We start from the raw sequence: 12,571 nt of genomic DNA on the forward strand, positions 1-12,571 counted from the left end.
GATCGCAGCTCGTACCGGCTCTAGGGACGGCGCACGACCAGCGCGGCGTTGAAGCCGCCGTGGCCCCGGGCGACGACGAGCGCGGCGCGCAGATCGGCCTCCCGCGTCTCCGTGACCAGGTCGATGCCGAGTCCGGGGGCGGGTGCCGTGACATGGACGGTCGGGGGGATGACCCCGTCGCGCAGGGCGAGCAGGGCGGTGGCCGCGTCCAGGGCGGCGCCTCCGGCGAGCAGGCGTCCGGTCATGGTCTTGGGCGCGGTGACGGGGACCGCGTTCGGTCCGAACACGGCGGCAAGGGCCTCGGCCTCCGCGCGGTCGAGCTCGGGCACTCCCGACGCGTCGGCGAAGACGACGTCGATGTCGGCGGTGGTGCATCCCGCGTCGGCCAGGGCGTTCTCGATCGCCCTGCGCAGGCCGGGCGGGCGGCCCGAGCCGGGAGCGGGGTCGAGGGTGGCCGCGTAACCGGCGATCTCCCCGTAGACATGGGTGGCACCCCGGTCGCGGGCCGCCTCCGCGTCCTCGAGCAGCAGGATCGCGCCCCCCTCGCCCGGTACGTAGCCGCTCGCGTCCGACGAGAACGGCAGGTACGCGCGCTCGGGGTCGTCGACCGTCGACATCAGTCCGGAGGCGATCTGCGGCACCCAGCCCCAGGGGCAGACGGCCGCGTCGACACCGCCGGAGATCACGGCCGGGAAGCCCTTGCGGATGTGCCGGCGCGCCTGCCCGATGGAGTCGATGCCACCCGCCTGTTCGGTGAGCAGTACACCGCTCGGGCCGCGCAGCTTGTGCCGGATGGAGATCTGGCCGGTGTTGACGGCGTAGAACCAGGCGAAGGACTGGTACGCGCTGACGTACTCCTTGCCCTTGCTCCACAGGTTCTCCAGCTCCCGCTGGCCGAACTCGACGGCGCCTCCGGAGGCCGAGGTGACGACACCGATGCCGTACTCGGGCATCTCGGTGGTGTCGATCCCGGCGTCGGCGAGTGCCCAGTCGGCCGCGGTCAGCGCGAGCCTCGTCATATGGTCGGTCTGCGGCATCAGACGGCTGGGGATGTGCTCCTCGGCGTTGTAGTCGGCGACCTCACCGGCGATCCGCGAGGGATACCCGGAGGCGTCGAAGCGTGTCACCTCGCCGAGGCCGGACTGCCCGGCCACCGTGGCCTTCCAGTACTCCTCGGTGCCCAGGCCGTTGGGCGCGGTCACGCCCAGGCCGGTCACCACGGTGGTCCTGCTCATGCGACGCTCCTCTCCGGGCGGGCCAGCACCATGGCGCTCTGGAACCCGCCGAAGCCGCTGCCCACGCTGAGGACCACGTCGGTCTGCTTCTCGCGGGCGGTCAGCGGGATGTAGTCGAGGTCGAGTTCGGGGTCCGGCTCGTGCAGATTGGCGGTGGGCGGCAGCACTCCGTGTTCCATCGCCAGCGCGCAGGCGGCGATCTCCAGGGAGCCGATGGCGCCGAGCGAGTGCCCGATCATCGACTTGATGGAGCTGACGGGGGTGCGGTACGCGTGGTCCCCCAGGCTGCGCTTGAACGCGCCTGTCTCGTGGCGGTCGTTCATCTTGGTGCCGGAGCCGTGGGCGTTGATGTAGTCGATGGTGTCGGGTGCGAGCCGGGCCTCGGCCAGAGCCACGTCGATGGCCTCGGACATCTCGCGCCCGTCGGGCTTGAGACCGGTCATGTGGAACGCGTTGCAACGGGAGGCGAATCCCGCGATCTCCGCGTAGATATGGGCCCCGCGCCGCTTCGCGCTCTCCAGCTCCTCCAGGACGAGGATCGCCGCGCCTTCGCCGAGCACCAGTCCGCTGCGCGTCCGGTCGAAGGGCCGGCAGGCGCTCTCCGGGGTGTCGTTGCGCGGGGTGGTGGCGTGGATGGCGTCGAAGCAGGCCGAGGTGATCGGTGAGATCGGCGCCTCGGTGGCGCCCGCGATCATCACATCGGCGGTGCCCTCGCGGATGAGCTCCACGGCGTGTCCGAGCGAGTCGAGTCCGGAGGTGCAGCCGGTGGAGACCACCGCGGCGGGTCCTTCGGCCCCGGCCGCCTGGCCCACCTCGGCGGCCATCGAGCTGGGCACGAAGTGCCGGTACAGCTCGGGTACCGCATAAGTGTGGTCGACGTTCCACAGGCGCCCGCCGTCGCTCACGACGACGTACTCCCGCTCCAGGCTGGTGGTACAGCCGACCGCGCTTCCCAGCGAGGTGCCGATCCGCCCGGGGTCGAGCGTGGCGATGTCGAGCCCGCTGTCGGCGATGGCCTCACGCGTGGAGACCACCGCGAACTGGGCGGCCCGGTCGAGGCGCCGGGTCTCCTGCGGGGACAGTCCCGCTGCCCCCGGGTCGAAATCGCACTCGGCGGCGACCTGGGAGCGGAACGGGGACGGGTCGTAGAAGCTGATCCTGCGGGTGGCGGTACGTCCCGCCGTGAGCAGGTCCCAGTACTCCTTGACACCGACCCCGCCCGGGGCCACGACGCCCAGGCCTGTGATGGCGACTCTGCGCATGGTCTACCTGGCCTTCGACGGGGCCGGGTGCGCCGTCGCGCACCAGCCGGCTGGAACTGTGGGGGTCACTGTCGATCCCTTCGTCCGTGACGCTTCCGTGACGCTCCTGCAATCGATGCGGCGGCCGGGGCGGTTCAGGGTCAGGTCCTCCCCACCCCGGCCGGCCGGGCACCTGTCCGGCGACTCGCTCGTGACTTGTCGCCGGGCTCGGTCCAGCCATGGAACGGGTGTGCTCTCGACCGTGGCTCGCGTGTGCGTGGACCGAGGAAAACCGCACTACGTCGGCACATTTCCGTGCTTGCGGGCGGGCACTTCGGCCTGCTTGGAGCGCAGCATGGCCAGTGAGCGGACGAGCACGCGCCGGGTGTCGCCGGGGTCGATGACGTCGTCCACGAGGCCGCGTTCGGCCGCGTAGTACGGGTGCATCAGCTCGGACTTGTACTCCTCGATGCGCCGGGCCCGTACCCCTTCGGGGTCGTCAGAGGCGGCTATCTCACGCCGGAAGATGACGTTGGCGGCGCCCTCGGCGCCCATCACGGCGATCTCGTTGGTGGGCCAGGCGAAGGACAGGTCGGCGCCGATGGAACGGGAGTCCATGACGATGTACGCGCCGCCGTAGGCCTTGCGCAGCACCAGGGAGATCCGGGGCACGGTGGCGTTGCAGTAGGCGTACAGCAGCTTGGCGCCGTGCCGGATGATGCCGCCGTGCTCCTGGTCGACCCCCGGCAGGAAGCCGGGCACGTCGACGAGAGTCACGAGCGGGATGTTGAACGAGTCGCAGAAGGACACGAAGCGGGCGGCCTTCTCCGAGGCGTGGATGTCGAGCACCCCGGCGAGCGACGCGGGCTGGTTGGCGACGATGCCCACCGGGTGCCCGTCGAGCCGGGCGAGCGCGCACACCACGTTCTGCGCCCAGGTCTCGTGCACCTCCAGGAACTCGCCGTCGTCCACGACCTCTTCGATGACCTTGCGGATGTCGTACGAGCGGCCGGGCTCGGCGGGCACCAGCTCGGCGAGGGTGTCGGTGCGCCGGTCGGCCGGGTCGTCGGAGACCACGGCGGGCGGCATCTCGCGGTTGTTGGCGGGCAGCAGGGCGAGCAGGAAGCGCACGTCCTCCAGGCAGGCGGCTTCCTCGTCATGGGCGAAGTGGCAGACCCCTGAGGTGGTGGCGTGCACATCGGCGCCGCCGAGTCCGTTGTGCGTGATCTTCTCGCCGGTGACGGCCTGGACCACGTCGGGTCCGGTGATGAACATCTGCGCGGTCTCACGGACCATGAACACGAAGTCGGTGAGGGCCGGCGAGTAGGCGGCGCCACCCGCGCAGGGGCCGAGCATCACGCTGATCTGGGGTATGACACCGGAGGCGGCGACATTGCGGCGGAAGATGCCGCCGTAGCCCGCGAGGGCGGTGACGCCTTCCTGGATACGGGCCCCCGCGCCGTCGTTGAGGCTGACGAGGGGGGCGCCCGCGGCCTCGGCGAGGTCCATGACCTTGTGGACCTTCTCGGCGTGCGCCTCGCCCAGTGCCCCGGCGAACACCCGGAAGTCGTGGGCGTAGGCGAACACGGTACGGCCGTGGACCAGGCCCCAGCCGGTGATCACGCCGTCCCCGTGGGGCTTGCGGTGCTCCAGGCCGAAGCCGCTGGCCCGGTGCCGGCGCAGCGGCTCGATCTCCGTGAACGTGCCCTCGTCAAAGAGCAGTTCGAGGCGTTCATGGGCGGTGAGCTTGTTCTTCTCGTGCTGCCGGCGAGTGGCGGCCGGGTCGGGGCCGCGGCTCACCTCTTCCTTGAGGCGGCGCAGTTCGTCGGTGGAGCGGCGCAGGTCCGGGGCCGCCGGTGTGACCGTGAGCTCGTCAAGGATCGTCATTGGCCGAACGTAGGAACGGCTCCTCGAAGCACGGTGGAGCAGCCTGGAGAGACCGCCGTCCCGGGGCCGTCAGCGAGGCCCCGGTCCCGGTCAGCCGGTGGCGGGCACGGTCAGGTCCAGCTCCGGGTCGGACGACAGGATGGCCTGATGCAGACGCTGGAGCCTCGGCGAGGGCTCAAGACCGAGCTCGTCTATGAGGGTGCCGCGCAGCCGCTGGTACGACTCCAGGGCCCGCCAGGCGCTGCCCGACCGGTGCAGGGCGGTCATCAGCTGCGCGCAGAAGTTCTCGTGCATCGGGTGCTTGGCGACCAGGACCCGCAGCTCGGGCACGATCTCGGTGTGCCGGCCGAGGCGCAGGTCGGCGTCGATGCGCCGCTCCAGGGTCGCCATCCGGTCCTCCTCGAGCCCCAGCACCTCGAGCTCCAGCACACTGCCGACTCTGACGTCGACAAGGGCGGGGCCGCGCCACATCTTCAGTGCTGTGCCGAGCAGTTCGGATGCGGCGTGGTAGTCGCCGGCCTCGTGCGCGTCCCGTCCGGAGGAGGCCAGCCGGCCGAACTCCTCGGCGTCCACCCTGCCAGGCTGGACCTGGAGCAGATAGCCGCCGTGCTGGGTGACCAGCACGTCCTTGGCGTGCCGGTCAGGATCACCGTCCAGCGCCGCGGCGAGCTTGCGGCGTAGCTGGAGGATGTACGTCTGGAGGGTGGTCGCCGCGCTGCGCGGGATCTCCTCGCCCCAGATCTCCTCCATCAGGGTGGGCACGGTGACCACCCGGTCGGCCTGGAGGGCGAGGAGCGCGAGGATCTGGCGCGGCTTGCCCGCGGTGGGGACCACGGAGACTCCGTGCTCGATGGCGGCGAGCGGTCCCAGAACATTGATCTCCATCGTTCGTTCCCCTTTGCCTCGATTCCCCGTCTCACGCTCCGGTGCTCGGGGCGGAGCACTGCTGAGGGTCGAGGTTCGCATCAACGACGGTCGCGTCCCCAGTGAGCGGCTCACGAAGGTCGACGTGAAAATGTCATACCGCGATGGTGAACCGGGCACTGGGCCGCCGCGAGATCCACGGCTCACAATCCTGACCCACAGGACGTCGACGAAAACTCGTACGACTGACTTGGGAGGGGAACCCATGATCGGCTCGACCACGCTCGTACCCGGCAAGGCCCCGACAACGCAGACCGACGATCACCGTCTGGCACTGCTCACCGCCCGGACAGGTCTGGAACCCGACCTGGCCCTGCGCTACACCACCGACCCGCTGTCCGTCCTCGCCGAGTTCGGCCTGGTCGCGGCGGAGCCGGTCTACCTGGACGAGGACGCGGGGCGCCCGCTGGGCGTGCTGCTGGAGAGCTTCGACGACACGGCCGCGGCGATCACTGCCGGATGCAACTGGACCACCATCTCCGCGGCGAGCTCGTGACCGCCACGGACCCGGATCACGCCGGTCTTCCGGTGGGGTTCAAGCGCCACCTGCGCGTGGAGACGGTGGCCGGGGAGGCGGTGTATCTGCTGTCGGAACGCGGCACCACGGTGCTGCGGGGAAAGCAGGCCGTCGCCCTGGCGCCGCTCCTCGACGGTACGCGCACCCTGCCGGCGCTGATTGCCGAGGCGACTCCGGTCGTACCGGCAGAGGAAGTAGGGCGGGTGATCGCCGCTCTCGCCAGGGCCGATCTCGTCAGTTACCGGGATCCGGGTGCGGACTCCGCCGCCGAGGCGTACTGGGAGCTCGCCGGGATCGGCGGCCCCGGTGTCGCGGCGGTGGTCGCCGCAACGCCGGTGCAGGTGGCGCCGCTGGGTCGGACGGATGGCGCGGCGGCCAGGGCGGAGTGCCTGGCCGCCGGGCTGTCCCTGGCTCAGACGGTGGACACAGCCGCCTTCGGGCTGGTGCTGTGCGACGACTATCTCGACCCCGCGCTGGCCGAGGTGGACGCGCGGTACCGGGCGGCGGGGCGGCCCTGGCTGCTGGCTCGCCCGTGTGGCCCCGAGGTGTGGGTCGGGCCGGTTTTCGGCGCGGACGGCGGGCCGTGCTGGTCCTGTCTGGCACACAGGCTGCGTGGCCATCGTTCCTCCGAGGCACCGGTCCGGCACGCCCTGGGGCTGCCCGGACCGGTGCCGCTGCCGGAGGCTTCGCTGACGGCGGTACGCATGATGGGGCTGCACACGACGGTGCTGGAGGCCCTCAAATGGGCGGCGGGCATGCGGTACGAGGGCCAGGGGGCGGTGTGCAGGCTGGACACCCGTACTCTGCGCACCCATCACCATCAGGTGGCCAAGCGTCCCCAGTGCGCCGACTGCGGGGATCCGCAGCTGGTCGCCGAACGGGTACGCCGCCCCGTGGTTCTGGTTTCCAGGCCGAAGGCCGGGGAGACCGGCAGCAACCACCGCGCTTTGCCGCCCACCGAAGTGCTCGCGCGCTACCGGCATCTGGTCGACCCCGTCACGGGTGTGGTGTCGTCGCTCCGGCCGTCGCCGGGGACGCCCGAGGGGCTCAACCGCTGGGTGTCCGGGCGGAATCTGGCCTGGCGCGGGCACTCCCCCGAGGGGTTGCGCAGCCACAGTGGTGGTAAGGGCGTCACGCCGGAGGAGGCGCAGGCCGGAGCACTGTGCGAAGCGATCGAGCGCTACTGCGGCACCCGGCAGGGGGACGAGCCGACGGTGCGGGACTCGTTCTGGGCGCTCGGTGGGGAGGCCGTGCACCCGAACACCGTCCAGCTCTTCGCCGACCGGCAGTTCCGCGACCGTGCCCACTGGAACGCGAGCCACTCGGCGATGCACACGGTGCCGCCGCGCTTCGACGAGCGGGCACCGCGCGAGTGGACCCCGGTGTGGTCGCTCACCGAGGGCCGCCACCGGATGCTGCCGACGTCGATGCTGTACTACGGCCCCGGGCCGGATGGCGTCGAACAGCCGCCGTGGTCGGACTCCAACGGCAATGCGGCAGGCTCAAGTCCGGAGGACGCCGTCGTCCAGGGGTTCCTGGAACTGGTGGAGCGCGACGCGGTGGCGCTGTGGTGGTACAACCGGCTGCGACGGCCCGCCGTCGACCTCGATGCCTTCGACGAGCCGTGGCTGGCCCGGGCCCGCAACGCATACGCGCGGACAGGCCGCTCGTTGTGGGTTCTCGATCTCACCGCGGACTTCGGTATCCCCGTGATGGGCGCGGTGTCCCGAACCGACGGTCCACAGCAGAACATCTCCTTCGGCTTCGGGGCGCACTTCGACCCACGGCTGGCACTGCGCCGGGCTGTCACGGAAATGTGCCAGCTGCTCCCGCCCCCGGACACGGGTGAGCCGCTGCGTCGAAGACCAGGACTGCCACCGGAGTTGATGGAGTGGTGGCGCACGGCAGCCGTCGAAAATCAGCCTTATGTGCTCCCTGATCCCGGCCAGTCCGCGAAGGCTCCCGGGGACTACGCCTATGTCCCGCGGGCGGACCTGCGGGCGGACGTCGCGGCGGCGGAATCCGCAGTTCGGGCCCGGGGCATGGAACTGCTGGTACTGGACCAGACCAGGCCCGACGTGGGGCTGCCCGTGGTCAAGGTCGTCGTGCCCGGTCTACGCCACTTCTGGGCGCGGTTCGCGCCCGGCCGCCTCTTCGACGTACCCGTGGAGATGGGGTGGTGTGATCGAGCCACACCATACGAGGAGTTGAACCCGGTTTCCCTCTTCGTCTGAAACCCGGGCTGTTGTCGGTTAGGGCGGGCACCGTCACCCTTTCGTCATTAGCATGCGGTTCTGCCACAGTCCCCCGAGGAGGCTGCGATGCCGGACCGCTCCCGAAATGCTGTCCTGGATTCAACCAATGGCAGACAAGCTGGCCGAGGCATGATGAACCGGGGGCAGAATCCCGGCAGCCTCCGTGCGGAATCCGCCGAGCACAGACACCGGCCGGAACTTCCGGCACCGCACATGGCACGGGCGATCACCGTCGTCGCCCTGCTGTGCTACGGGACGGTCACCATCCTGAACGTGCTGCGGTGGGGCAACCCGACCACGCTGCGCCTCACCGTCAGCATCACGTTGATCGTCATCGTCTTCAGCGTGCAGTTCGTGGTCTCCGCGCCTGCTGCCCGCTCCTGGAGTATGCGGAGCAAGGTCGCTGTGCTGATCCTTCAAGCACTGCTGACCTATCTGCCGGTGATCTGGTACGGGACGTCGTGGGGAAGCATGGAGGGGCCGCTGGCCGCGACCGTGCTGCTGGCTCTGCCTTCTCGGATCGCCTGGTCGCTGTTCGCCCTGGTGGTGGCCAGCATCCCGGTCTACGCGACGATCGAAGGGGAACCCCCCGCACAGGTCGGGTACTACGTCATCGCGGGCATGCTCACCGGCCTCGTGATCTACGGACTCAGCCGGCTGACCGACCTCGTGCACGAACTGCACGCCCAGCGAGCGGAGATGGCCAGGATGGCGGTGGTCCAGGAACGGCTGCGCTTCGCCCGGGACCTGCACGACCTGCTCGGCTACAGCCTCTCGGCCATCGCCCTCAAGGGCGAGCTGATACACCGCCTGATCAACACCCGCCCGGAGGACGCCCGCGAGGAGACGGCTGATCTGCTCCGGGTCGCCCGCCAGGCACTCGCCGACGTACGTCTCGTCTCCAGCGGCTACCGCGACATGTCCCTGCTTGACGAAGCCGAATCCGCAGCAGCGATCCTCTCGGCCGCCGATGTGGAGACGGAGGTCGACCTCGACTGCGGCCGTCTCCATCCGGTCGTCGACACCGTACTCGCGACCGCACTCCGTGAGGGCGTCACCAACATACTGCGCCACAGCAAGGTGCAGAAGTGCAGCATCACCGCCACGGTCGACGGTGAAATCGTGCTGCTCAGCCTCGTCAACGACGGAGCACAGCACCACAAGGCCCCGACTCGCGAGCGGCCGGCGAGCAGCGGGCTGGACAACCTCCGGCAGCGCATCACGGAGATCGGCGGACGGCTCACCGCCGAACTGCGCGAGGACGGCCGCTTCCACCTCGAGGCGTACGCACCCACACGGCCGCGGACCGGAGACGACGAAGCGCCACGGGACACCGGACCGCGCGCCGACGAGAAGGTGGCCGCTTGAGCGAGCCGGTGCCGGTTCCCCGCCGTGGCCGTACGTTCCGTGAGGGTGTCACCAACACGCTGCGACACAGTAAGGTACAAAGGTGCAGCATCTCCGCCACCATTGACGACGGAGCGGTCCTGCTCAGCCTCGTCAACGACGGAGCACAGCACCACCAGGCCTTGACACGCGAGCGGCCGGCGAACGGCGCGCTGGACAACCTCCGGCAGCGCATCACGGAGATCGGCGGACGGCTCACCGCCGAACTGCGCGGAGGCGGCCGCTTCCACCTCGAGGCGTACGCACCCACACGGCCGCGGACCGGAGACGACGAAGCGCCAGGGGACACCGGATCGCGTGCCGGCGAGAGGACAGCCGCTTGAGAACGACGACCTGATTCGCCCGGGGGGGGACTGATGCTGTGCGTGAGGATTCTTCTCGCCGAGGACATGCACATGATTCGAGGCGCGCTGGTCGCACTACTGGAGCTCGAACCCGATCTGGAGGTCGTGGCGTCCGTCGACCGGGGGGACACCATCGTGAAGGCGGCGCTGGAGTCCAGACCGGATGTGGCGATCATCGACATCGACCTGCCGGGAACCGACGGGCTCACCGCGGCGGCGGAGCTGCACGAGCAGTTGCCGAGCTGCCGGACCCTGATCCTCACCAGCCTGGGCCGTCCCGGCACACTGCGCCGCGCTCTGACAGCCCATGTCACCGGGTTTCTGCTGAAGGACTCGCCTCCTGACCAACTGGCCGAGGCCGTAAGGGCAGTGGCGGGCGGGCGCCGGGTGGTGGACGCGCAGCTGGCGCTCAGTGCCTGGGATTCGCCCGAGAATCCCCTCTCGCCCAGGGAGCTGGAGGTGCTACGACTCGCCGCCCAGGGAGCGGACGCCGCCGAGATCGCCGGGTGCCTGTTCCTGTCCAAGGGCACCGTCCGCAACTACCTCACGGCGACCGTCACCAAGCTCGGTGCCCGTAACCGTATCGACGCGATCCGGATCGCCGAGGAGGCCGGCTGGATCCCCTGACGGAGGTCCCCACTCCGCGCCACCGGAGCCTCCGGGACCCGCGAGGCCCAGCAGGGTGTCGAACAGACCCTCGTCCAGCATCGTGGCCACCGACAGGTCCGCCATGTCCCCGAAGCCCGTGTCGTGTACGGCCGCGCTGACCACATAGCGCTCCCCGACGGGGAACGTGCCGAAGCTCCAGTCGTCACCGGCCGCCTGGGTGCCGTCGGGCCGCACCAGCCGGGTGCCCGGCCCGTTCAGGGCGAAGCCGAACTCGGTGAAGCGGAAGCGCAGGCCCTGGCCGAGTGCCTTGCTGTAGGCCTCCTTGAGGGTCCACATCCGCACCAGGGTGTCGTTGCGGGCCTCCTCACCACCCTCGTCCAGCCGCTCCATCTCGTAGGGAGTGCACGCCTGGAGTTCGGATCCCGTACGGGCGAGTCTGCGGTCGGCGCGCTCCACGTCGACGCCTATGCGCCCGCGGCGGGTGACCGCGACGACCATCATGTCCTCGGTGTGGCTGAGACTGACGTCGATCTGGTCGCAGCCGCGCACATAGGGGCGGCCGCCTGGCTGGTAGGAGAGGTCGACCAGGTCGGGGGTGGTGTCCAGCACCGCGGCTGCCGTGTAGCGCAGGAACAGCCGGGAGGCCACGAACCGGTCCCGCATCCCCTGCCGGGCCAGGTTCTCGTAGCGGCGCCAGTCGCGGCCCAGGATGCGGCGCACCGAGTCGGCCTCGCCGCGTGGCAGCCAGCCGGGCATGGTGCCGTACACCAGGACGCTTCCGGTGCCGGTCAGTTCGTCCCCGACCTGGTCCCAGGGGCCCGTGGGACCGAGTGCGGGCAGCGGCCGTCCGATACGGGCGGTCACTCTCATGCACCTGCCGGTGCGGCGGCCAGCGGCCCGGCGTCCAGGGCCGAGATCACCCCCGCCAGGTCGACGGCATCGGTGTCGGGACGCGGGCACATAGGGATGCAGGTGGGGCTGCCCATCCGGCGCAGATACGGGGTGAGCACCGGGCGCGGGCCGATCTCCACGATGTGCGTGGGGTTCTGCTGGGCCAGCATGTTGCGGGCCGCGTCGGCGAACCGGATGGGTGCGGTGAGCTGTTCGGTCCAGTACGAGGCGTACAGCGGCTCTGCGGCGAGCCGGCCGTACACGGTCGAGTAGAACGGCAGCCGCGCGGCGCCACCGGGCACCCGGCGGGCCACAGCCTCGAACTTCGGCGCCATGGGCTCCATCAGCGGCGAGTTGAAGGCATGGGTCACCGGCAGGTGCCGGCATCTGATGCCACGGGCAGCGAGCCCGTCCTCGATCCGCTCCAGTCCGGCGAGCTCGCCGGACAGCACGGTCGCCTTGGCGGCGTTGACGGCGCTGATGCCGACCCCCGGCTCGATCGCGACCAGTTCGGCGATCTCGTACGGCGAGATGGGGGCGGCCATCATTCCTCCGCCCGACGGCAGATACTGCATGAAGGCGCCACGCATCGCGATCAGCTTGGCGGCGTCAGCCGGTCCGAGCGCCCCCGCGACGGTGGCCGCCGCGTACTCACCGATGCCATGGCCGAGTACGGCCACGGGGACCACCCCGACCATCTCGAGCGTCCGGGCGAGCGCGTACTCGACGGCGTACAGCGCGGGCTGGGTGAAGGCCGTCTGGTGGATACGGGGGTCCTCGCTGAGGATCAGGTCGACCACCGAGAGCCCGAGGTAGGGGAACAGGGCGTCGGCGACCTCGTCCAGCTGGCTGCGGTAGCTGGAGGAGTTCAGGTAGAGGGCCGAGGTCATACCCGGGTGCTGGCATCCCTGCCCGGTGAACACGAAGGCCGCCCGGACCCCGCCGCCGCTCTTGCGGACATCGCGGGACGCCATGTGACGGGCGAGCTCCCACACGGTCGGGAACGCCCAGATGTCGTCCAGTTCGATGAGGGGTCCGAACTCCTCCTCGATGTCTCCGTAGAGGCTCAGCGCGGCGACCGAGTCGAGGCCGTACTCCACCAGCGGCACCGAGTCCTGCACCGGCCGGGAGAGATAGTGGCGGAGCCGCTCCAGCAGCCATTCACGGTAGACGTCGCTGTGACCGTCGTGTTCCTGCGTGGACATCGTGTGCTCCTAGGGGGACTAGGGGGAGGGGCCAGGGAGGGGAGCGGGGTTCGGGC

At 70.3% G+C, this 12,571-nt stretch carries 10 protein-coding genes and 1 pseudogene; 5 read left to right on the forward strand and 6 right to left on the reverse strand.

The annotated features are described in order from the left end of the window. Nucleotides 1-20: 20 nt before the first annotated feature. The 4 genes from ABZ532_RS05185 to ABZ532_RS05200 all read right to left on the reverse strand — a co-directional run bounded on the left by ABZ532_RS05185 (nucleotide 21) and on the right by ABZ532_RS05200 (nucleotide 5,248). Nucleotides 21-1,235, reverse strand: a complete 1,215-nt coding sequence (locus ABZ532_RS05185) for a ketosynthase chain-length factor (protein WP_361279687.1) — start codon at nucleotides 1,233-1,235, stop codon at nucleotides 21-23. Then, nucleotides 1,232-2,497, reverse strand: a complete 1,266-nt coding sequence (locus ABZ532_RS05190) for a beta-ketoacyl-[acyl-carrier-protein] synthase family protein (RefSeq protein ID WP_361279688.1) — start codon at nucleotides 2,495-2,497, stop codon at nucleotides 1,232-1,234. The genes ABZ532_RS05185 and ABZ532_RS05190 overlap by 4 nt, the downstream gene beginning before the upstream one ends. 276 nt (nucleotides 2,498-2,773) lie before the next feature. Further along, on the reverse strand, nucleotides 2,774-4,363 hold the full coding sequence (locus tag ABZ532_RS05195) for an acyl-CoA carboxylase subunit beta (RefSeq protein ID WP_361279690.1): 1,590 nt from the start codon (nucleotides 4,361-4,363) through the stop codon (nucleotides 2,774-2,776). 90 nt (nucleotides 4,364-4,453) lie between these two features. Beyond that, nucleotides 4,454-5,248, reverse strand: a complete 795-nt coding sequence (locus tag ABZ532_RS05200) for an AfsR/SARP family transcriptional regulator (protein ID WP_361279691.1) — start codon at nucleotides 5,246-5,248, stop codon at nucleotides 4,454-4,456. A gap of 244 nt (nucleotides 5,249-5,492) precedes the next feature. Here ABZ532_RS05200 and ABZ532_RS05205 point away from each other — a divergent pair, with 244 nt between their 5' ends. The 5 genes from ABZ532_RS05205 to ABZ532_RS05225 all read left to right on the forward strand — a co-directional run bounded on the left by ABZ532_RS05205 (nucleotide 5,493) and on the right by ABZ532_RS05225 (nucleotide 10,437). Further along, nucleotides 5,493-5,783, forward strand: coding sequence for a hypothetical protein (locus ABZ532_RS05205; protein WP_361279692.1), 291 nt, complete (start codon nucleotides 5,493-5,495; stop codon nucleotides 5,781-5,783). Continuing rightward, nucleotides 5,747-8,038, forward strand: a complete 2,292-nt coding sequence (locus ABZ532_RS05210) for a TOMM precursor leader peptide-binding protein (protein WP_361279693.1) — start codon at nucleotides 5,747-5,749, stop codon at nucleotides 8,036-8,038. The genes ABZ532_RS05205 and ABZ532_RS05210 overlap by 37 nt, the downstream gene beginning before the upstream one ends. A 234-nt stretch (nucleotides 8,039-8,272) precedes the next feature. Further along, nucleotides 8,273-9,427, forward strand: coding sequence for a histidine kinase (locus ABZ532_RS05215; RefSeq protein WP_361279695.1), 1,155 nt, complete (start codon nucleotides 8,273-8,275; stop codon nucleotides 9,425-9,427). After that, nucleotides 9,424-9,789 (forward strand): hypothetical protein, encoded by a 366-nt coding sequence (locus ABZ532_RS05220; RefSeq protein ID WP_361279696.1) that lies wholly within the window; start codon nucleotides 9,424-9,426, stop codon nucleotides 9,787-9,789. The genes ABZ532_RS05215 and ABZ532_RS05220 overlap by 4 nt, the downstream gene beginning before the upstream one ends. 33 nt (nucleotides 9,790-9,822) lie before the next feature. Beyond that, a complete protein-coding gene (locus tag ABZ532_RS05225) occupies nucleotides 9,823-10,437 on the forward strand; it encodes a response regulator transcription factor (RefSeq protein ID WP_361279697.1) in 615 nt (204 codons plus the stop codon). 147 nt (nucleotides 10,438-10,584) lie between these two features. On the opposite strand, the pseudogene ABZ532_RS05230 reads toward ABZ532_RS05225, so the two are convergent. Both ABZ532_RS05230 and ABZ532_RS05235 read right to left on the reverse strand, forming a co-directional pair. Beyond that, nucleotides 10,585-11,289, reverse strand: a pseudogene (locus tag ABZ532_RS05230) (4'-phosphopantetheinyl transferase superfamily protein); the annotation flags it as partial. Further along, the gene (locus ABZ532_RS05235) at nucleotides 11,286-12,515 is read right to left on the reverse strand and encodes an acyltransferase domain-containing protein (RefSeq protein WP_361279698.1); all 1,230 of its coding nucleotides are present in this window, start codon (nucleotides 12,513-12,515) and stop codon (nucleotides 11,286-11,288) included. The pseudogene ABZ532_RS05230 and the gene ABZ532_RS05235, both read right to left, overlap by 4 nt. Nucleotides 12,516-12,571: the final 56 nt, after the last annotated feature.

The organism is Streptomyces sp. NPDC019396 (genome assembly GCF_040632375.1).
Lineage (GTDB): Bacteria > Actinomycetota > Actinomycetes > Streptomycetales > Streptomycetaceae > Streptomyces.

What these genes read in the sequence shown, in the direction of transcription:
- ABZ532_RS05200 (WP_361279691.1), bottom strand. Translation starts at nt 5,248, where the DNA reads ATGGAGATCAATGTTCTGGGACCGCTCGCCGCCATCGAGCACGGAGTC.
- ABZ532_RS05190 (WP_361279688.1), bottom strand. Translation starts at nt 2,497, where the DNA reads ATGCGCAGAGTCGCCATCACAGGCCTGGGCGTCGTGGCCCCGGGCGGG.
- ABZ532_RS05225 (WP_361279697.1), top strand. Translation starts at nt 9,823, where the DNA reads ATGCTGTGCGTGAGGATTCTTCTCGCCGAGGACATGCACATGATTCGA.
- ABZ532_RS05235 (WP_361279698.1), bottom strand. Translation starts at nt 12,515, where the DNA reads ATGTCCACGCAGGAACACGACGGTCACAGCGACGTCTACCGTGAATGG.
- ABZ532_RS05210 (WP_361279693.1), top strand. Translation starts at nt 5,747, where the DNA reads ATGCAACTGGACCACCATCTCCGCGGCGAGCTCGTGACCGCCACGGAC.
- ABZ532_RS05195 (WP_361279690.1), bottom strand. Translation starts at nt 4,363, where the DNA reads ATGACGATCCTTGACGAGCTCACGGTCACACCGGCGGCCCCGGACCTG.
- ABZ532_RS05185 (WP_361279687.1), bottom strand. Translation starts at nt 1,235, where the DNA reads ATGAGCAGGACCACCGTGGTGACCGGCCTGGGCGTGACCGCGCCCAAC.
- ABZ532_RS05205 (WP_361279692.1), top strand. Translation starts at nt 5,493, where the DNA reads ATGATCGGCTCGACCACGCTCGTACCCGGCAAGGCCCCGACAACGCAG.
- ABZ532_RS05215 (WP_361279695.1), top strand. Translation starts at nt 8,273, where the DNA reads ATGGCACGGGCGATCACCGTCGTCGCCCTGCTGTGCTACGGGACGGTC.